Origin of the sequence: Dolichospermum heterosporum TAC447, from assembly GCF_024584745.1 — a bacterium.
Taxonomy (GTDB): Bacteria; Cyanobacteriota; Cyanobacteriia; order Cyanobacteriales; family Nostocaceae; genus Dolichospermum; species Dolichospermum heterosporum.
This window is the reverse complement of record NZ_CP099464.1, coordinates 5,438,010-5,459,338: the sequence shown is the minus strand read 5'-3', so window position 1 is coordinate 5,459,338 and position 21,329 is coordinate 5,438,010. Positions and strand designations below refer to the sequence as shown.

The following is a 21,329-nucleotide window of genomic DNA, read 5'->3' as shown; positions in this document are numbered from 1 at the left end:
AATGACATTGTGTAATTAATTCTGTCTCACTAAGTAGGTGAACACAATAAAACCAAACTGTATAAAGAAACGTAAAATCGCTGAAAACTTCTTTACTCTTGCCTCTTCCCTTTCTATAACGACAATTTTCAACGCCAACCTACTTACTTATTTATTTATTGGCTGTCATACCTGGACTTTGTGCTTCTTGTATCATCTCAGGAGAAAGTTCTCGCACTGTGCGAAAGGGAAATAGACGAGTTGAGGAAATTTGAGCGTAGTCGGCGGTCAGAAAAGGAGCATATTGACTAGCTTCAGGAGTTAACTGTGCTGCCATTGCTAGGGTAATACCTTTGAGAAACTTCCGCACATCTTTAGATTGTTCTCCAACTACTTCTTTGTTCAAGATAGGTGTATTTGATTTCCCCATTTGATATGGGGTCAGACTAGGATCTATGATGCTCAAATGAGAAGCACCAACCACACCCACCAACCACTTTGGGGCAGGAATTTTCGCAAAACCCATAACTTGTTCAGTTAACGGAGGGGTAATTTTATCTGCGGAACTAGAGAGGATTAATGTGGGAATTTGTACTTTTGTTAACCCAGTTTCCCCAAACATTAAAGAGGTGGTAGGATTAAGAGCGATCGCCTGTTTAATTCTCGCATCTCGCAATTGATAGGTTTTTTCTGGTAATGCTTGAGCCACACATTGAAGAGTTTCACCCAAGTTAGCATTAGCTAAGTTTTGCTGACAGCGTTGTTTGAGGGTTTCGATTTGTAATTCGCCCCCAGCTAATGCTAAAGCCGTTCCCCCACCAAAGGAATAACCTACAACCATCACATTGTTAGTTGCTAATTTTCCCCGTAAAGGACTATTAGCAGTTTGGTTAACTTTTTCCAATTCATCAACAATAAAACTAACATCTTTGGGACGGTCTAAAAATTCTTGGGGTTCAACAAGTTGTTTTCTACCTTTACTGACTGCCTTAAAAGTAGTTTCATTACTACCAGGATGTTCCAAAGCACCAACAACATAACCATGAGAAGCCAAATGTTCGGCTAAATAACGCAAGTCAGTCCGCACCGAACCCCAACCATGAGACAAGACAATTACAGGTTTATTTACACTAGCAGCAGTAGAGAAATAAACATCCAGGGGAATTTGTCGTTGACGCTTTTGGTCATTGAAACTTAACTTGAGTGTCTGTACCTGTGCGCTTCCTGCTTGAGTAGGATCTAGAGAAGAGGCAACTTTGATATCTTTGGGGTTAACTTGGGGAGAAAGACCAAACATAAACCGCTGAGTGCGGACAAATGCACCATTTAAACTCCCCGCCACAGTTAAAGCCTGGGGTAAATTAATTTCTAGGCGTTTACTGGGATAGGCAGCAATAAAACTTAGTATAGATAAACCCTGTGGAGAATTAGCAGCTAAAACCAATCCCCCTTTCATAGCTTGTAATCCCGATTGATCTCGACGGGTAATAGCTGTAGAGACATCGCTGAGGATTGTAGTCCCAATTTGGGTATTGATTAATCTACCTAAAGTAGCAACATTTATGGGAATTCGGATTTTTAGTCCCTCTACCAAAAAACGACGTTGTTCTTCAGTCATTCTTTTGGTATAAGTTCCCAAACTATCTGGTAATTTGCCAGTTTCCGTAGATTTTTTTAACTCCTCCAAGGATACAGATTCCTCTATGGGTCCATAACGAATCACAACCGTATCTGCTGCGTGGACAGAAGAATTAATTCCAAAAAACGGTGTCAGCGCGACAACACAAAATGCCCCTGCAAATACCTTAAAATTCTTCCAGCTTTTCTCTGTGAACATCTTTATATTGCCCTATTATCAAATAACTATCTGGCGTTGCTGATTAAATGCCAACTATCTTAATATCAGTAAGCTTCTCAAACGGAAGTATAAAAAATAAGCGTGAAAGTTAGTGCCGTACTACGGTACTAAAAACTAAAGAAGCTAATTACACAGGCTTTTCAGAAGATATTGAATTTTTGTTTGACTCATGCAGTTGTATTAAAGTTTCTGTCCTGTGTAGATAGAGCGAACTTCACCGTTACGGCGAACAATAGCTTCTCCGTTACTGACTTCTACTAGTGTCCAACCTGTAGTACCAATATTTTCACCTATATTAATTCGGCGACTAATACCATCTACCTTAAACAAAGCCACAGATTTATTACCCAACTCCAATAGTCCCTCTAATTGGGCAATATAGCTAGGTGCTACAACCTGTTGTGGTATATCCTTGGTTTCTTTGATAGGTGCAGGGGGAACAACTGTTGGTAATTGCGGTGGTGCGACTTTTAGTGATTGAGGATTAACGGCTGCTGGTTTGAGATTAACCTGTGTTGTTTTGGATATCGGCTTAATTGCTGGTTGTATAGTATTAATATTGGGAGAATTCTTAACTGTTAAAGATGAAGGTAAGGTAGGTGGTGCTGGGACTGCGGGAACAGTTGGTATTTGATATTTGGGTGCGGGAGACTGATAAACTGGAATATATATGCGCTCAACCACATTAGGAGTAGTTAAGCGATTATTAGCAAGTGGCATATTGCTCGCTGCTATAGGTAGTGGTGGCGTTTCTGTTGGTTGGGTATTTGGTAAAGCTAAGGCAGTGGTTTGATTCAGATTAACAGTGGGAAATCCTGGTTTAGCAATTGTTTTACCATTGGTTGTCCCTTGCTGTTCTATCACAGTTAAGGCTTCCAACATATAATCTACTAAGTCTAACTGAGGATCTGTGGTTACAGATGCAGGTAATGGTGTCTGATGATTTGGTAAATTTTGGGAAGTTAATTGGGCATTTATTGTATTTAATAAACCAGACTCGGTTAAGTAGACCATTCCCAAAGTCCCCACAGTTAGGCTTAATCCCATAAATATCAGTTTACCTAAACCATTGGGTTGTTGTTCAGTAGTTGCGATTGCTCTGATAGATGGATGATTAACTACTAGGGTAGTGGTTTGGACGTTTTTAATCGGTGCAGTAGATTGTAATGGACGATTAAGTTTTGATGGCAAAACCACATCTGGCATTTGAAATGTCATGGTTTGTACGGGAACAGATTCGTTTCTGCCTCTATGATGATTTCGCTTGCTTCGACCATCAAGAATGTTGTCAATATCATGAAAAAGTTCGTCCATTAAGCTTTCAGCATAGGTTTCTATTGTCCAAGGCTCGTTATTGACGAAATCTATGGCTAAAGACATACTGGTGCTATCGGACGCTTCTGAAACAAATAAATCAGTGCTGGATTTGGGTAACATAAGCTTTTTCGGTTGTCATGTGTTAATTGTCAGTTGTCAGTTTTCAGTTGTCTAAGAGGCAATACTGCTCGATTAAGCCTGAGAAGTAAACGTTCACGGATCACCTTTACAAGGGGGGAAACAATAAAAATCCAGTTCCCTCCCCTTCACAAGGGGAGGGTTAGGGAGGGGTAAAACATTTGATACAGCAATCATGACTTTTCAAACACCCTCTCAGAGAAGGAATAAGGAAGAAGAAAATTTTCCATACTAGAATAGTTCTCCTCCCTATTACCCATTATCCATTACCTATTACCTATTACCGTCTTGTTTTTAGCTAGTTCTAAATATATCAAAAGAGCGTTGATATCGGCTGGGTTAACTCCGCCAATTCTTGCTGCTTGTCCAATGGTGAGGGGTTTAACTTTGTTGAGTTTTTCTCTGGATTCTTTAGATAAAGTCTCAATGGTTGAGTAGTCCAAATCACTAGATAGTTGGCGATTTGCTTGACGGGCAACTTGGTCAATTTGGTTTTGCTGTCTGGCTAAATAACCAGCGTATTTGATGTCAATTTCTGCTCCTTCTTTTTCGGCTTGTTTGAGGGCGGGGTTATGCAGTCCGTGGCGTTCTAAATCAAGATAATGAATACCTGAACGACGCAGTAAATCCGCCAGGGTAATAGAACCTCTAATTGCTTCTTGGGTATCGTGAGCGATCGCCTGTCCCACTGCCTCATTCTCTTTTATTCTAGTAACATGAAGGCGTTTTTTCTCCCCTGTAATTTGTTCTTGTTTTTGACTATACAAATCCCAGCGCCGGTCATCAATTAAACCTATTTCCCGTCCCAAAGGTGTCATGCGGATATCAGCATTGTCAGAACGCAGTAATAACCGATACTCTGACCGACTGGTAAGCATCCGATAAGGTTCGCGTAAATCCTTCGTACACAGGTCATCAATTAACGTGCCAATATAACTTTGTTCACGGGGGAAAATAATCATTTCCTCACCTTTAACAAACCGCGCTGCATTGATTCCCGCCACTATTCCTTGGGCAGCAGCTTCTTCATAACCAGTCGTCCCATTTACCTGTCCGGCACAAAATAACCCTGGGATTTTCTTGGTCATCAAGGTGGGAAAACACTGAGTTGCGGGCAAATAATCATACTCTACAGCATAAGCCGGACGCAACATCACACAATTTTCCAAACCAGTCAAACTCCGCAACATCAAAATTTGCAAAGTTTCGGGTAAACCAGTGGAAAAACCTTGAATATACAATTCAGGAATATCTCTTCCTTCCGGTTCAATAAAGATTTGGTGACTTTCCTTATCGGCAAAGCGGACAATCTTGTCTTCAATACTCGGACAATAGCGGGGTCCTTTTGCTTCCACCCAACCACCATACACCGGCGACAAGTGCAAATTTTCCCGAATTAAACGATGAGTTTCTTTGGTTGTCCGGGTCATGTGACAAGGCATTTGTTCCCGTTCTACCCACAATTGGGGGTCAAAACTGAACCACCGCACAGCTTCGTCTCCCGGTTGAATTTCCATTTGACTGTAATCAACGGAACGCTTATCAACCCGTGCTGGTGTCCCGGTTTTGAGTCTGCCGGTTTCAAATCCCAAACGATTGAGAGTTTGTGTTAACCCTTCTGCTGCAAACTCTCCCGCGCGTCCTGCGGCCATGGATTTATTCCCCACCCAAATTTTACCGCCCAAAAATGTCCCAGTGGTGAGAATGACGGCTTTGCAGTGAAAAGATACGCCAAAATAGGTTTCTAAACCAATAACTTCATTACTATCATTTAAGATTAAATCCGTTACCATGCCTTCCCGAATTGTCAAATTTTCCTGATTTTCGACAATTCCCTTCATTATCGCTGCATATTCCCGCTTATCAGTTTGCGCCCGTAATGCCCACACTGCTGGACCCCGTGAAGAGTTGAGGATGCGTTTTTGTAGGTATGTCCGGTCTGCCATTTTGCCGATTTCCCCACCCAAAGCATCTATTTCATGGGTTAATTGGGACTTAGCAGGACCACCCACTGCGGGGTTACAGGGTTGCCAAGCGATTTTATCTAAATTTAGGGTCAATAGCAGTGTTCGACAACCGAGGCGGGCAGTAGCAAGTGCTGCTTCGCAACCGGCGTGACCTGCACCGACGACAATCACATCATAAGCGTCTCGGAATTCAGCAGAATTGTGCATGGTCTTAGTTACAGAATAAGTCAGTTATGAATTATAGTCTGATTTTAGCGGATACAGGGGTTTATTGGAGTTTAATTGGTAGTAAAGAAGTAAGAAAAGGTACTAAAGATTTCAAGTAACAAAAGCTATTTATACTCAACACGGCTTAATTATTTGATTCTATAGGTAGGGGTTTAGCAGTGCTAAACCCCTACAAATCCAGGTTTTTCGTAATTTGCCAAAAGTCCATATTTCAACCATGTTGAGTATAATTAATTTTACTGAGTTTATTGACAACATGACAAAATACTGTAGAATATTTTGATTAACTTCCTAGAATCTTCTACTGTCATCAAGTTGAGATAGTAGATATTTTGGTATTTTCTCAACAGTAATATGTTTCTATTTTATATTGATGAAAGTGGCACTAACGCAAAAGATAGTGGAACAAATTATTTTGTTCTAGCTAGTATTGCTATCTATGAAAAAAATTACTCAAAAAATTATGAAGAAATTTCCGCTCCCAAAAGAAGTATCTTTAAAACAAAAGAACCTGAAGATTGGGAGTTAAAAAGTAACGAACTTTGTAAAGGGAAGGAAATCTTTAAAGGATGGAACTTTGAAGCTCGTGTTCGTACATTTTTAACTGTATCAGAAACTTTGAATAAAATCCCATGCCATATATCTTCTATTATAGTCAATAAAAAATTACTATATGAAAATAGAGAATTGCTGAAAGATGATATTATACTTTACCGTTTTACCTTCCACCGTTTATTAGAAGAATTAGATAGTTTTCTGAAATCCTCCAATGAAAGTGGAATTTTATTTTTGGACTCACGTTCAACACACAGTACAAGTAAACAAGATGATCGTTTGGTCAGGGCTTAGAGGGTGTTTGAAAAGTTTTTAATGTATAAACAGACCCCTCTCCAAACCTCTCCCCGAAGCGGGGAGAGGCTTTGAAAACCCCCTTCCCTCGTAGGGAAGGGGGCAGGGGGGTTAGGTTTTTGGAGATTATCGGTTTCATCTAATACTTTTAAAACATCCTCTTACAGAGAGTGGGTAAAATCACGAAAACATGATTGCAATTTTGTAGAACAGCCTTGGTTAGGTGCTTCACAATTCTATGTGGGTCTACAATTAGCAGATTACGTTGCTTACTTAATTAGTTTGAAGACACAAGATATACAAAAAGATGATCGTAATTTTGAATTTTTAAAAGCTTTCGATATTTTAAAGGATAAAATTCATTTAGTTGAAATTCCTGAAAACTAGAACATTTAATGGCGAACCCACGGCTATTGCAGCCGTGGGTTCATCCCTTGATAGACGATTATAAGACCGCCTCGACCCAATTAGGGGCGTTAGTTAATTTATAACCGAAAGTAATTCAAGGAAAGTTACAATTTCATCATGTCCTTCTCCTGATTACATAACTAGTTTGACAGGCGCACGGCGTTTCAACCGCACCATACCTTCCCGTGCAGTTCGGGATACCTTGTCTTCTAACAGGCGCACGGTGTTCCAACCGCACCATACCTTCCCGTGCAGTTCGGGATACCTTGTTGGACTATATATTTACAATAGCATAATTTTTTATTTGTGTATCTATAATAAGTTGTATCCTAAACTCTAGATTTTATGACTAGCAGCACAGTTTGATGTATCCCCGTCAACCACCCATCACTTCCCTTCGGGTAAGTGAGGGCTTGTAAAAGCCTAGTTGGACTCAGTTCTTAACCGAACTACGTTAGAGGTAAGAGTTAAAGACCTACCAGGGGATGCGTAGCTAGTTCCCTGCTCTAGAACTTCAAAGTTAAACAGGCTTAAGGGTTAAACCAGTGCTTTTAAGATAGTTACAGACCTCTAACATTGTCAAAGCTAACATGACCCCAGAAATGGGAGGCTCTTCGGAGCAAAATATTATGTCCAAAGTATTTGTTTTAGACACTGAAAAAAGACCACTAGTACCGCAAGGCGGAAGTCAAAAGTCAAAAGTCAAAATGAAGACAGTATAGGCTCTTGGAGGATTTAGAATGGTTGGTTTATTTACGCCGTTTTGTACTAGACCTAATTAATCCAGTAAATCAATTCACAAAAAGGACGGTTACGAATATGGAAAATCAAAGATTTGTTAATTGCTCAACTGTCCCTCTCATTGTTTGTGCTGGCGCACAAAATTACTCAAGGGACGTTTCACAATTAACCCTCCATTCCTCCCATCACCAAAACTGTACTCAGTTTGGTGATGGGAGGAATGGAGGTTTAGATGAATATGAACAAGCTAACCAAATTTAGCAACAGCCAAAAGCCTGGAAAATTAAGTCAAATTTAACAATAAATAAATATGGTATAATGCCTTAATAATGTTAACAAGTAGAATAGAATATTTGTCTGTTGTCAAACACTGCTGCTATATATGTCCAAAATTTACACCGTAGAAATTAACCACCAAGGTACAAAATATACCCTGCAAGTTTCTGAAGATGAAAATATTCTCAACGCCGCCTCAGCTAATGGTTTAGACTTACCGACTTCTTGCGGTGCTGGTGTTTGTACAACTTGTGCGGCTTTGATTACAGAAGGAACTGTAAATCAAGAAGATGGTATGGGTGTAAGTCTAGATTTGCAAAAACAAGGCTACGCGCTGCTTTGTGTTGCTAAACCTCTTTCTGATTTAAAAATCGAAACAGAAAAAGAAGAGATTGTTTATAAAGCGCAATTTGGGAAAGGTTGATAATAATAATTAATAATTACCAATCACCAAAAAGTTTCTGTATTCTCAAAATCATCAAGGCAAAGGATTTAGGATTATGACAACTCACTTTATTTCCGCTGAAATCGAATTGCAAGAAACTCCCACAGAATTAGAAGAAGCGATTACAGCAGAATTGGAGAAACAAGGTGAACCCCTGCGTTGGGCTATTACCGCTGTTAATGAAGAAGCACAAACCGTAACAGTAGAAGCCGTAGTTACCGCTTAAACTTTTTCTTTGTGTCTTTGCGCGAAAAAAACCTGTGATACCCATCCAAAAACCATACACCGTAATTTTAATTATACCTACCGGCATTGGGGCAGCGATTGGCGGTTATGCTGGTGATGCGTTACCAGTAGCTAGAGTTATATCACAGGTATGCGATCGCTTGATTACTCACCCCAATGTTATGAACGGCGCAAGTCTATACTGGAATATCCCCAATGGCTTCTACGTTGAAGGATATGGTTTAGATAAATTTGCGGCTGGAGAATGGGGTTTACGTCCGGTTCGCAGTAATAGAGTCGGTTTGCTTTTAGACCAGGGTATCGAACCGGAATTAATGCTGCGACACTTGCAGGTAGCCGATGCAGCTAGAGCCACTCTAGGATTAAATATTACAAATCATGTTATTACTGATGCACCGCTAAACGTAGAATTACGAACTTCTCCATCAGGTGCTAGTTGGGGAACAATCGGCAATCCTGATAGTTTATTACGGGCTGCTGAAAAATTAATTATAGAAGAAAAAGCCGAAGCGATCGCTGTTGTTGCCCGTTTCCCCGACAATATGGACGAAACCGCAGTTAAAAACTATCATCAAGGTCAAGGAGTAGACCCTATAGCCGGTGTAGAAGCCGTCATTAGCCATTTATTAGTTCGTACCTTTAAAATTCCCTGCGCCCATGCTCCTGCCCTTGCCAGCACCCCACCAGAAGCAAATTTATCCCCCCGTGCAGCAGCGGAAGAATTGGGCTACACATTCTTACCTTGCGTTTTAGTTGGGTTGAGTAACGCCCCGCAATTTATTATTAATACAGAAAATCACAATTTTTTATCCACTGATATCTGGGCAGATCAAGTTGATGCTTTAATCATTCCTGCTACAGCTTGTGGAAGTAGTGCTTCATTGAGTTTAAGCCAGAAACAATGTCAAATAATTACAGTTGCAGAAAATAAAACTTTGATGCAAGTTCCTGCATCCATGTTAAGAATTCCCACCTTGCAGGTAAACTCATATTTAGAAGCAGTAGGTGTATTAGTCGCTCATAAAGCAGGTATCAATCCCTCCTCATTAACAATTAACAATCACCAATTACCAATTATTTTTTAAAATCCTGTGATTGAACAACAAAACCAAGAACCAGAAATACCCTATTTAACACGCACCCAAGTCTTAGTAGCAATGGGTGTAACCGCAATTATTCTCTGGACAGTTGCTAAATTATGGTTGCGCTGGGGTAATATCGCGCTTTTTAAGTGGCACTGGCAAGAACAAGATTTATTATTAGGAATTAGTTTAGGTGTAATTATTACCATATTAAGTGGTTTAGCTTATCGTCTTTCTCCTCCCTACCGCAAAAGTGCCGATTATTATCTAGAAATGGTTCTTAAACCGTTAGCTTTACCGGACTTAATTTGGTTAGGACTACTTCCTGGTTTAAGTGAAGAATTATTATTTCGAGGTGTAATGCTACCCGCTTTAGGCGCAGATTATACCGCTGTGATCGTATCCAGTCTTTGTTTTGGAGTCCTACACCTTAGCGGTCCCGAACAATGGCCTTATGTAATTTGGGCAACCATTGTTGGTATTATTTTAGGTTGTAGCACCCTATTAAGTGGCAACTTGTTATTACCAATAGTTGCCCATATCGTCACAAATTGGCTATCTAGCTACTTATGGAAAATTCAAAAACTTTAGATAAGTAATTGGACAAAAATATTTACAGTCATTGCGAGGGAAGGGAAGCAATCACAACCCTTGCGCTTGCTTCATTTCACTTCGTTCCATATGGCTAACGCCAGGCAACGCTTACGCAATGACATTGTGTAATTAATTCTGTCTCACTACTTAGCAGAGTAGGGATTTTTTTAATTTTTAATTTTTGGTGTTGCTGATAGCCTGCGTGGCGTAGCCATATTGAGGTATGAAATTCCCAAATTGAACCTTTAAAACTCTTACCTCTGCGCCTTTGTATGAGACTAGTAGTTCGTCAAATTTATTTTGACGGGTAATGATCGGAAAAAACTTCTGTTCTTCCCTCCCCTACCCCCCACATCCCCTACCCCCCCACATCCCCTACCCCCCCACATCCCCTACCCCCCACATCCCCTACCCCCCACATCCCCTACCCCCCCACATCCCCTACCCCCCCACATCCCCTACCCCCCACATCCCCTACCCCCCACATCCCCTACCCCCCCACATCCCCTACATCCGTCATTTTCGGGTTGACAGACTACTAGAATTCATACCCTTAATCAGCAATGCCTAATTTTTCTATAGGATTTCACTTCTTCTTTCTGAATCCTGACTCCTGAAACAAAATATCCCACCAATAACACCGCAATGGCTTATTGGTAGGACTTGGGGTAGTTTGATTAAGAGTTTTTTTCAAAGTCAAAACCAGGAAAAACCCAGTTATTGCTTAGAAATCATCAAGGAACTGACCAATCCGATTAATTACGGGGTCTACTTCTTGAGGTTCATATTCAGGTATGGCTTGCGCCACGCTAACGCTATCAGGAGGAATATAAGTAAGTGGTTGTTGATTCAGGATAATTGCCAAATTTGCCACTTGTTGAGTAAGTTGCAACATTTGACTTTCTATCGCCTCCAAACGATGAGACTCCCTCGCCAAAAAACGTTCCTCAAAACCAGCTATTTGATTTTGCATCTCACCGATTTTTTGTTCAACCGTAGTTATATTTGCTGTCTTAGCAACTGGTTGTACAGTTTCTGGGACACACAAAAATTTCCAGAGAGCCTCCTTACACAGATCACTGAAAGTTTTATCTGGCTGTGTCTCTAAGGAGTTTTCCACCTGCGCTAACAAACTCTCATCAGCAATTTCTGGATTGAACGTAACGGATTTAACTACCTTTTTTGACCATTGGAACATCAGTTTTATGACCTAGCGCGAACAGCAGCAGATAATTGCGCTTCTCCATAAATATACTGCCCCAAAGCATTAGCTTGCCGAGAAGGTGCAGCTAAGTAAGCGTTGATTTTAGCTTCCTTGAGTAGACGTTGGACATCTTCCCAGAAAAACTCTCCACCACCACCTGTAATAATCACATCAGTTACTCGCTCTGGCAACCAAGCTAACACACGAGAGCAAATTTCCCGTGAAAACTGCTCTGTTAAGTTAGGCAGAAAATCATCTAAATTAGTAGGCTTACTAGCACCTTTGGGACGGTAAAAGCGATCGCCTTTAGGCTTATTAACCGCAGAAATCAGTGCCAATGATTGACTATCAACAGCACCATCTATTTCCTTAGCTACCAGTTCATAAAACTTACTCATCCCAAAGTCTTCACTCTTAGAAGCAGCCCTAGCAAAGCGGAAATTATCCACCATGATCATATCAATGGTTTGATGACCAATATCCACAATCCCCACAGATATTTTTGTAAAATCGGGAACTGCTGTTGCTTTATTCGGTTGAGTTTCTGACCACAGCAAACTACCATATCCTTCTGGCATTACCCAGACTTTGGCAATATGCAAAGTTATGGATTCACCTCGGAAATTTACTACATGAGGTCCAGTTACCAAGCTAGTTAACTGTGCCTTTTCTCTTTCAAATTGTTCCAAAGATAAAAAAGGCAGTCCCAGGACAACATAAATTTCATCTCTGAGCTTAAAGTAACCAGCAGATGATAAAACTTTGACCAGAGCATCTTCTACCTTAGATTGGCCAACGCCAAGATTAGCCCCAAAATCGGCTGCTAATTGCCCTACAGCATAGCCACTACCTTGATACTCCAACCACAAATCCATTAGTGGGTCAGTAGCCTTAGCTTCAAACACACCACCACGGATCTGCTCAATTGATGTTTGCTTCACATTAGCAGGAATGAAAGCCACATTAGCGGGTTCACGGCTCACACAAGTCTTTGTGGAGGTTCTACCTAAATCCACACTCAGAATAGTTTTACCCGTAATATTGGTTGGCTTGACGGAATTTCCAGAATTTATGGGTGTGGCTGCTGATGGTGCTGCTGGATTCCGGTTCATAGGAATAGCAGCAGCGTTCATGGGATTAGCTACGGGCGGTTGGTCTGTCATGAAATCTCCTCTGTAAAAAGTTATCATGCTCATCTTACAAAAAGGTGAGCTACAAAAAATTTTAGGTTGGGTTAAGTGTAACTAGAAATACGTCAAAATTCATAACAGGCGATCGTCAATTTTTTATGATTTAGTATTTCTGATGTCAGTCTTGGGAAATGTCAAGTCAAGCTTTGCTTTTTTCTTCCCCCTCTTGACATCCAAGCACAGAATAACTACAGGGCAGCCACAGGGGGTTGCCCCTACTCCTAACCCGTCATATTGGCGGGAGAAAAATCATTAAATTTCTCCCATTACCAGTTTTAGCTAAATTTTGCTAAATGGTTGATGTCAAAGATTGGACTCTGGATTCCGAAGACCACTCTAATGGGTTCCAAACTCTCTCTTCTAAAGCCATTTGCTCAATTAGACTAGCCAAGCGTAAAGCTTTGAGAGCTTGTTCACCACCGACAGAAGGCTGATTGCCACCGCGAACACAGTTGACAAAATGCTCTAACTCTGCACTAAGAGGCTGAACATTGGTGGTATAAACCTTTTCAATTAAACCATCTTGTCTATATAAGACTTTTTGATGGTCAATCAGCGGATTAACAGGGGTTTGCCGATGTACCAAAATCTCATTATTGAGAAAATCTGCTTCTGTAAATGAATTTTTACAATGGGCAACTAAACGGCGAATTTTCCGGTGGGTAACTTTGCTGGCTGTGAGAGTGGCAACAATCCCATTAGCAAAACCCAAGGTAGCCGTTACATAATCTAAATAACCTGAGTCTAAAGAACGAGTCCCACTAGCAGTCAGTTTCACCACTGGTGAGGCGGCTAATTCTAGCAGTAAATCAATGTCATGGATCATTAAATCCAGCACTACGGAAACATCATTCGCCCGCGCCGAATAAGGACTCATACGGTGAGATTCCAAAGCCAAAACTTCCTCGGTTTTGAGGACTTGACTAAGTTCCCTAAAGGCGGGATTGAATCGTTCTATGTGACCAACTTGCAAAATACACTGGGATTCAGCAGCAGCATTAACTAGGGATTCTGCCTCGGAAATACTGGCTGCTATCGGTTTTTCAATTAAAACATGGATTCCTGCTAACAAACAGTTTATACCCACTGCATAGTGTAACCTTGTAGGCACAGCAACACAGATGGCATCTACATGGGGTAGTAAGTCGCAGTAATCTTCAAAAAACCGGACTTTGTGTTTGCTGGCAGTTTCTAGACCACGTTCGACATTAATATCGGAAACGCCGACTAATTCCACGTCTTTCATGGAACTCAGTACGCGGGTATGATGTTGTCCCATGTTACCAACCCCAATCACGCCTATGCGAATAGGGTGCGGCTGGCTGCGCTGTGAATAAAGATTTGGCTCTGACACTGATATGCTATCTTGCACTATTGTTCTCTCCTCAACCACCAAATTTAGAGACGCTACGGTCGTTGGCTTTTATACTTAAACGCCAGGTCTGATTTGTCTTGGTAGAGTCGAGGGCGGGTATTATCCCGCACCCCTCTCTGTTAAATCTGGACGTGCCATTTTCACGGCATCCAGCTTCCGATATTCTTAGCTTTCGCTTTTGCTCATGTGTATATAGTCGTGGCAGCTTTCGTGAATAGCTAGAAGGTTTTTAGGCTTCCAATTGCTATGATTGGCATCAACATGATGTAAATGCACCTTCTCATCACTGAGCATTTTTAATCCACAATGTCCACATTTATGGTTTTGCCTTTTGATAGCTTTAGAGGTATGGTTGTCATAGAGTTTGCTGTTACGCTCGCTCCAATAACTTAAATCTCCGTCGTAGGGTGATTTCTCACCTTTGACATTGATGTGTTTATTTTCGGAGCAGGGAACTGTTGGGAATGCCTTATCTAGTAATTTCTTACTGGTGTAGCGGTCCTGTTTCGGTTCCCTGTTGAATACCCTAAATGCTCTTGTTTTGATGTGGAATAACGAGTTACGTGACCCGTCCATCTTGCAGAAGCGGTGGTAATTCCTCCAACCTCTAACTACTGGGGCTAATTTCTCAGCCTTTGTGGTAGCACCATAATTCGAGTTGTTGACGATGTGTTTTACTTTCTTGCGAAAAGTTTTATAATTGTCCACTGATGGGACGCATCTGAACTTTTCGTTTTTCTGGACTTTAAAGTGCCAGCCGAGGAAATCAAACCCATCTGTCGAGGCGGTTAGCTTCGTCTTTTTCTCACTGACTTTCATTCCCCGCTCTGCTAGGAACTGACTGATTTTGTCAAGTATAATGGTAGCATCGTCTTGGGGTCTGAGTATTATTACCATGTCATCCGCATAACGGATTGTTGGCTCAATAATGTCTTCCCTTGAGGTTTTGTCTGTAATTCTATAATTAGATATCCTATGATATCTGTGAATACTTTCAATTCCGTTTAAGGCGATGTTAGCTAAAAGTGGACTTACCACACCGCCTTGAGGTGTTCCTTGTTCGGGAAACTCTGGGTTAACTCCGGCTTTGAGACATCGGAATATTCCTTGTCTAATGCTATAAGGAGCGATGAGTCTGTCCATAATGGCGGTGTGGTTTATCCTGTCAAAGCATTTTTCAATATCGAGTTCTATAACTCGCTTATCTATTCCATTGGCTTTGGAACTGAGATTGGTAAACAGGATTTTCTGAGCATCGTGAGCCGAGCGTCCAGTCCTAAACCCGTAGCTCCTGGCATGGAAAGTTGCCTCGTGTGCTGGTTCTAATGCGTATTTGATGAGGCATTGATAAGCCCTGTCTGCAATAGTGGGGACTTTGAGAATCCGGGTTTTACCGTCCTTCTTAGGGATGGGTATTTCACGTAATCCCTGGTGTTTCCATTCGTTACATTCGGTTCTAAGTTTTTCACTTAGTTCAAACCTTTGCTCGAATGAGAGCGCGGTCTTCCCGTCAATTCCCGCTGTCTTTTTCCCAGTGTTTAGCTGTGTTACTTGACGGATAGCCATTAATCTTGCTGCGGTTGATTTCAGAATCAGCTTTTGTAAGGACTTCGCTTTGCGCTTGTCTCCAACTTGAACCGCTTTATACACTCGTTTTTGTAGGCGGAATAAGTTACGGCGGAGTTTCTTCCAGGGTAACGTCTTCCAGGATTCACTAGAGTTGTCTCTGTGTCTAATCATGCTCTGCTCCAATTTGTGTATTCTGAACACCTCAGACCAATTACGGTCTGTCCTACCCGAATTGAGGGGATTCCGCTGCTCGTCCAGCCTACTCAGGGTTCGACCGCCCTTAGACCTTTAATCCGTTTTTATTCGTTCCCTCGGTTGATTGTTCGTTCCGTTAGGTGTAGCCATTTCAACCGCTGGATTCCCTAGACTCTTGCCGCTATTTGGCTTAGATGCGGCGGGAATTGTCTCCAACGTAGTCAGGTTTTTGGGTTGTGTCCTGCTTTCTGGTAGGTTGCTTTTCTAGGCTCTGTTTCACCGTGGGAACCCCCCATTAGCACCAGTGTCACCCCACAACGGATGTCTGATTGCGCCCTGTTCCCAGCTTTGACCTCCCGAAACCGAGTCGGGTTATCATGGGCAGGTAGGGAGTCATACCTGAGTCTGGTAGATGGGACTTTCACCCATATCAGACCGAGAGTTCAACCTTTTCCCATGATTGGATTGGGTTGGTTAGCTTATGTACGGACTGATTACCGTGATTCAACTAACAACGAATCGCACAAACCATCCAGATGGTAACATAGTGATTATCTTTATGAAGAATTTCAAAGTTTGGGTTCAGTTCCCGCCATCTGGTGATCTTTTCCGTTAACAGTTGTCAATCATCCTGTTTTTATTCATCTATTAGAAAAATTATGTGTTTTTTCTTTAACTCTGTAATTTTTGTAACTTTTGACAGAAGTTATCAGGTATGTATTTAGGAAATTAACTAAATTCAATACATACTTTGTTTTGATAGCGGTAAATTAATCACCCTCTCTATAAGTAAAATTACAAGCCATTACATAGTTAATACTCAGAGTATAATGTTTTAGGCGATTTATACAATTAATGTTTTGATTCCTGAGAGTCTTTTTGTCCATATTTAATTTTTGTTGGTTGTATTTTGTTAATTTTCCCATCTTTTGGATGCAATTTATGAAGGAATTGGTAATTGTGAAAATTTCCCTCTCCTCTTGCTATTTCTTGATCTCCCATTTCCTCTTCTGAATATGAAAGCTGTAATTTTGTTATCTGGTGGTTTAGATTCTTCTACTGTTCTTTACCAAGCAAAGGCTGATGGCTGTGAATGTTACGCTATTTCTTTTAATTATCAACAGCGTCATAGGGAAGAGTTACATTCTGCTTTTATGGTTGCTAATGCGGCTGGAGTAGTTCAACATCAGGTGGTAAATTTTGATTTACGACAATGGGGTGGTTCAGCACTAACAGACAACAAGATTGATTTACCTGAAGGGCGATCGCTCGACGAAATGGCAGATAATATTCCTGTTACCTATGTTCCTGCCCGTAATACCATCTTTTTAAGTTTTGCTTTGGGCTATGCCGAAGCGATCGCCGCCCAAAGAGTATATATTGGCGTTAATGCCCTAGATTATTCCGGCTACCCAGATTGTCGTCCTGACTATATCGAAGCTATGCAGCAAGTTTTCCAGTTGGGGACAAAACAAGGACGCGAGGGAGAAGCTATTAAAATTATCGCCCCATTAATTGATTTGAAAAAGACAGAAATCATCCAACTAGGCAATCAATTAGGAGTACCTTGGCATCTCACATGGTCCTGCTATGCCGGTGGTGATTCAGCCTGCGGTGTCTGTGATTCCTGTCAATTGCGGTTAGCAGCCTTTGCCGAATTAGGTTTAGAAGATCCCATTGATTATGTCACTTATACTGAAAACGGTTCATAGTTTAACCAAATATGAAACCCCTCTAGTAACCCTCTCCTAAGAGGAGAGGGAAAAGGAATAATATTTAATACTGGAGAGGCTTTCAACTTGTTCTTTGTATGATAAAAAAGTCCAGCTTCTAGCCGTTTTGAGTATAATCAGGTAGCGATCGCCCTTTAATAAACTATAAAACCATACTTAATCCTATAAAATACGATGAATCAAATCTATACAACCGATGTCCTAGTTGTTGGCGGAGGCACCGGCGGAACTGCTGCGGCTATCCAAGCAGCGCGACGAGGTGTAAACACAATCCTCGTGAGTGAGTTTCCCTGGTTAGGAGGAATGCTGACCTCAGCCGGTGTATCTGCACCAGACGGCAACGAATTGCAAGCCTGGCAAACAGGTTTATGGGGGGCTTTCCTCCAAGAATTACAACGCAGACAACCAGGCGGATTAGATAATAGTTGGGTCAGTTTTTTTACTTATGACCCGCGAATAGGTGCAGAAATATTTGCCGACTGGGTACGAGAATTACCTAACCTGCAATGGATTTCTGGACAAGTTCCCTTAGAAGTATTGCGAACCCAAGAGAGGATCACAGGTATACGCTTTGCAAACTTTACCATCAACGCCAAAATCATTCTTGACGGCACAGAATTAGGAGACCTATTAGCTTTAGGAGAAATCCCCCATCGTTGGGGTTGGGAATTACAATCAGAATGGCAAGAACCCAGCGCACCAACAAATTTTAACTCCCTGACCCAAACCTATCCAGTCCAAGCACCAACCTGGGTAGTAGTCATGCAAGACTTTGGAGAAAATACCGCCCCAGAAATTCTCCCCGCCCCCAACTATAATCCATCCCAGTTTACAGGAGCTTGGGATAACTATGGCTCAGAAAAATTTTTGAACTATGGACGCTTACCGGCGAATCAATTTATGATTAACTGGCCTATTGCGGGCAACGATTACTGCGAAAATGCCAATCGGTTGCTAGATGTAGGGGAGAAAAAGCGCGAATTTATGCAAGAATCTTATTGGCATAGTCAGAATTTCGCCCATCACATTCAAAGTCAGTTTGGTAGGCGTTACGGATTAGCAGAAAACCTGTTTCCCCATCCTAACTCCGCCTTTGCCCTCCATCCCTATTATCGGGAAAGTCGCCGTCTAGTAGGCTTGACAACTGTTTGTGAACGGGATATCCTGCCTTTAGCCAACGGTAAAACCGCATTACCATTTCATGATGCCATTGCCGTCGGTAACTATGCCAACGATCACCATTATCCCGGCGTAGAGTTCTCACTGCAACCTAAATCCATCCGTTGGGGTGGAAGATGGACAGGAACACCCTTCACTATCCCCTATCGCGCTCTTGTTCCTGCCACCACAGATGGTTTGCTAGTTTGTGAAAAAAACATTTCCGTTTCTCACATCGCTAACGGCGCTACTAGACTTCAACCAGTAGTCATGGGAATTGGACAAGCGGCAGGTATGGCAGCTTCTCTTTGTATTGTGCTAGAATGTCAGCCCAGGGATTTACCAGTGAAGAGTTTGCAGGCTGCATTATTGACAGACGACCATGCACCTAGCGTAATTGTTCCCTTGTTTAACTTATTAACTAATCATCCCGATTGGTTGTACTGGCAAACTTATTATTTAGACCATCCAGAAGCTTATCCTGCTGATGGTAACTGCCCTTGTATTGTGGTGAGACCAGACAATAAATTAAACCTCAACTGCTTTACAGGCAAATTCCAACGACTAGGTGAGCAAAATTACCAATTTAATATTACAAATGAAACCAATTTTACTACAACAAATTGGCAGCTTGTTGCGTTGATACCTGATATAGATCAGCAACTACAAGCTTTACCCCCAGAAAAAATACTCAAGATTTGGGGGCGGCCAAATTTATCTGGGAATTGGTTACTTGTTGAATATATTGAAGAAGTATAAAATGAACATTTATTCAGTAAAATACAATACTTTTTTGCAAATTTTCCGGATAGACATATAATAGTTAAGTATTAGTGAAGTAGAGAGTTCTAAAATAGACATCTACTATGCGTGCTGCCATTTCACTTTTAGTATCGAGTCTGGTATTTGGCTCCTTAGCTTTTAACTGCGAAGCAGTACAGACTCGTTTTTCCGCTCTGTCAATGGCTAAGTCCGATTACCAGCTTTCACCTTTGGTGTTAAACCAGAGTTTCAACCTGGCTGATAACTCCAAACCTAGCCCCAATCAACCCGAAAAGCCCAATCCTCATCGAGGTAGTGGTCGTAGAGGATTAGATGGATAAGTTGACAATTTCAGTTCTGTTATTTAATCCTTGGAGCGCAATACCTGCCAATCCAGAAATGATGTTACCGGATTATTGGATCTTTTAAATCCTACATACGACTTCTTGAATTGAAACGATATAGACAGTTACAGCACTACACTTGTTTGATTTTATCGTTTGTAAATTTCTCTTTGACTGACACCAGATATAGATAGTTACAAGCACTATATCTTTAATCAGTTGCATGGCTCTCGCGTCATCACGCCAGCTATCAATATTGCCATTTCTCTGCTAAAAACATAGACAGTTACAGCACTTCATCTCTCGAAAATTGTTCAATATTTCATCAAAACATCCGGTAATTGCTCAACCCTTGGCGTGTATTGGTGACCAAGTCACTAATACACGCACCAATCTCACCTATGGTAATCGCGTTCAGTACACATTGGGCGTTAGTAGGTGGGAATAATTACCGGAAGTGAGGGAACAGAAAACTTTTCTTAGTTATCAACCCTCATTGTGAATGCTAAATTTCTAGTAACTTGGCTTGTGAGCAATCCAATATTTACTTACGAAGTGAACTTGGGTTTCTATTTGCTCAAATCCCGCCTTTTCTAAACGCTCTACCAGGTTATCTGTAATGTAATGCTTGTAATAAGGTTCATGAAAAGTCTCTGAGAAGTTCTTGACAACTACTTCCATCTCCGGTACATCATTTACCTGAATAGAATCACAGATAATAAAAATGCCTCCTGGTTTTGTGACCCGAAAACATTCTTCAATTACAGTTTGACGAACTGCCGCTGGTAACTCATGAAACAGAAAAATACAAGTTGTACCATGAAAGTAATTATCTCGATAGGGCAACTCTTCGACATTCCCTTGTACGAGTTGCGGTAATTCTCCAGGAATTTGGGATAATAGTTCGTTGGCTTTCCGCAAATAGGCTGGGGATAAATCTATACCAAATAAAGATATGTTGGCTAAAGCTGCTCTGATTAACTTCAGTGTTCGTCCAGTACCACAAGCAATATCTATGACTCGGAGTTGTTCTTGGGGAATATGGTCAAATGCTGTTAGTTGGGATTTGAGAGGACAGAGGATGCGTCTTCTCATAGCATCAGTTGAGCCACCAAACAGAATTTCCACCTGTAAGTCATATAAATTGGCGGACAGTTCACTCAAATAGCCATCTGTTTGGTAATGGAAGTTCTGTACATAGTAGCTGGGATAGTTATCTGTGGATATTTCCTGGGAAAATTCTTGATATCTCCGATTTTTAATTCGTTCCCAGATATTTGGTAAATCTAAGCATATTAATGGATAGTAACGGAAGAAATCTTCCCAAGAATTATCAAATAATAAATTTTGTGGATACACACCGGCTTGACTATCTTCCCAGTCTGTTGCCAATAACTGGTTCATATTGTCTTGGAGTTGTGTGAGCAATTTCCGGGATAAAGGACTGATATTTGGCTGAAGTGATGGATAAATTAGGTTTTTGATCTGTGAAATTACGATTTTGTGAGCAAAAGCAAAGTAATTCTTCCCTGATTGCAGGGCTTGGTAGCTTGATTTTGTGAAAATATCAAACATAGATAAAAGATAAAATTAGGTTTTGTTGATTGTGTCGAGTTTCATGGCTCGTCCAGATTTTTATAGCCAAAAAAATGGAAAATGTAAATCATTCAT

17 protein-coding genes are annotated in these 21,329 nt (G+C 41.1%); 8 read left to right on the top strand and 9 right to left on the bottom strand.

The genetic code is table 11. The annotated features are described in order from the left end of the window. Positions 1-151: 151 nt before the first annotated feature. The 3 genes from NG743_RS24800 to mnmG form a co-directional block, all read right to left on the bottom strand. Positions 152-1,816: an alpha/beta hydrolase gene (locus NG743_RS24800; protein ID WP_193962185.1), complete on the bottom strand. Its 1,665-nt coding sequence runs from the start codon at positions 1,814-1,816 to the stop codon at positions 152-154. 201 nt (positions 1,817-2,017) lie between these two features. Further along, on the bottom strand, positions 2,018-3,274 hold the full coding sequence (locus tag NG743_RS24795) for a hypothetical protein (protein ID WP_257121095.1): 1,257 nt from the start codon (positions 3,272-3,274) through the stop codon (positions 2,018-2,020). A 284-nt stretch (positions 3,275-3,558) separates the two neighbouring features. After that, positions 3,559-5,466, bottom strand: coding sequence for a tRNA uridine-5-carboxymethylaminomethyl(34) synthesis enzyme MnmG (gene mnmG / locus NG743_RS24790; protein WP_027401377.1), 1,908 nt, complete (start codon positions 5,464-5,466; stop codon positions 3,559-3,561). Between the two features lie 375 nt (positions 5,467-5,841). Between mnmG and NG743_RS24785 the strand changes: the two genes are divergently transcribed. The 5 genes from NG743_RS24785 to NG743_RS24765 all read left to right on the top strand — a co-directional run bounded on the left by NG743_RS24785 (position 5,842) and on the right by NG743_RS24765 (position 10,125). After that, positions 5,842-6,336 (top strand): DUF3800 domain-containing protein, encoded by a 495-nt coding sequence (locus NG743_RS24785; RefSeq protein ID WP_027401378.1) that lies wholly within the window; start codon positions 5,842-5,844, stop codon positions 6,334-6,336. Positions 6,337-7,867: 1,531 nt separating this feature from the next. Further along, positions 7,868-8,185 (top strand): 2Fe-2S iron-sulfur cluster-binding protein, encoded by a 318-nt coding sequence (locus tag NG743_RS24780; protein WP_257121094.1) that lies wholly within the window; start codon positions 7,868-7,870, stop codon positions 8,183-8,185. Positions 8,186-8,261: 76 nt separating this feature from the next. Next, positions 8,262-8,432 carry a DUF8621 family protein gene (locus NG743_RS24775; protein ID WP_173401694.1) on the top strand — a complete coding sequence of 57 codons (171 nt, stop codon included), beginning with the start codon at positions 8,262-8,264 and terminating at the stop codon, positions 8,430-8,432. Between the two features lie 43 nt (positions 8,433-8,475). Further along, positions 8,476-9,537 carry a DUF3326 domain-containing protein gene (locus NG743_RS24770; RefSeq protein WP_027401381.1) on the top strand — a complete coding sequence of 354 codons (1,062 nt, stop codon included), beginning with the start codon at positions 8,476-8,478 and terminating at the stop codon, positions 9,535-9,537. Positions 9,538-9,543: 6 nt separating this feature from the next. Continuing rightward, positions 9,544-10,125, top strand: coding sequence for a CPBP family intramembrane glutamic endopeptidase (locus tag NG743_RS24765; protein WP_027401382.1), 582 nt, complete (start codon positions 9,544-9,546; stop codon positions 10,123-10,125). Positions 10,126-10,852: 727 nt separating this feature from the next. Here the strand turns inward: NG743_RS24765 and fcmC are convergent. The 5 genes from fcmC to NG743_RS24740 all read right to left on the bottom strand — a co-directional run bounded on the left by fcmC (position 10,853) and on the right by NG743_RS24740 (position 16,663). Further along, entirely contained in the window at positions 10,853-11,326 is a 474-nt protein-coding gene (gene fcmC, locus NG743_RS24760) for a filament morphology membrane protein FcmC (protein WP_027401383.1), read from the bottom strand. A 5-nt stretch (positions 11,327-11,331) separates the two neighbouring features. Next, positions 11,332-12,495 (bottom strand): filament morphology actin-like protein FcmB, encoded by a 1,164-nt coding sequence (gene fcmB / locus NG743_RS24755; protein ID WP_027401384.1) that lies wholly within the window; start codon positions 12,493-12,495, stop codon positions 11,332-11,334. A gap of 316 nt (positions 12,496-12,811) precedes the next feature. Next, positions 12,812-13,894: a Gfo/Idh/MocA family protein gene (locus tag NG743_RS24750; RefSeq protein ID WP_027401385.1), complete on the bottom strand. Its 1,083-nt coding sequence runs from the start codon at positions 13,892-13,894 to the stop codon at positions 12,812-12,814. A 168-nt stretch (positions 13,895-14,062) separates the two neighbouring features. Beyond that, the gene (locus NG743_RS24745; RefSeq protein ID WP_257121092.1) at positions 14,063-15,637 is read right to left on the bottom strand and encodes a group II intron reverse transcriptase/maturase; all 1,575 of its coding nucleotides are present in this window, start codon (positions 15,635-15,637) and stop codon (positions 14,063-14,065) included. 876 nt (positions 15,638-16,513) lie between these two features. Continuing rightward, the gene (locus NG743_RS24740; RefSeq protein ID WP_160170600.1) at positions 16,514-16,663 is read right to left on the bottom strand and encodes a hypothetical protein; all 150 of its coding nucleotides are present in this window, start codon (positions 16,661-16,663) and stop codon (positions 16,514-16,516) included. 14 nt (positions 16,664-16,677) lie between these two features. Here NG743_RS24740 and queC point away from each other — a divergent pair, with 14 nt between their 5' ends. From queC to patX, 3 genes are all read left to right on the top strand, one after another. Continuing rightward, the gene (gene queC / locus NG743_RS24735) at positions 16,678-17,373 is read left to right on the top strand and encodes a 7-cyano-7-deazaguanine synthase QueC (protein WP_193963111.1); all 696 of its coding nucleotides are present in this window, start codon (positions 16,678-16,680) and stop codon (positions 17,371-17,373) included. Between the two features lie 195 nt (positions 17,374-17,568). Continuing rightward, the gene (locus NG743_RS24730; RefSeq protein WP_027401388.1) at positions 17,569-19,311 is read left to right on the top strand and encodes an FAD-dependent oxidoreductase; all 1,743 of its coding nucleotides are present in this window, start codon (positions 17,569-17,571) and stop codon (positions 19,309-19,311) included. Positions 19,312-19,418: 107 nt separating this feature from the next. Then, positions 19,419-19,655 carry a heterocyst-inhibiting protein PatX gene (gene patX / locus NG743_RS24725; protein WP_027401389.1) on the top strand — a complete coding sequence of 79 codons (237 nt, stop codon included), beginning with the start codon at positions 19,419-19,421 and terminating at the stop codon, positions 19,653-19,655. Positions 19,656-20,171: 516 nt separating this feature from the next. Here patX and NG743_RS24720 read toward each other — a convergent pair. Continuing rightward, a complete protein-coding gene (locus NG743_RS24720) occupies positions 20,172-21,233 on the bottom strand; it encodes a class I SAM-dependent methyltransferase (RefSeq protein ID WP_193963114.1) in 1,062 nt (353 codons plus the stop codon). Between the last annotated feature and the right edge of the window lie 96 nt (positions 21,234-21,329).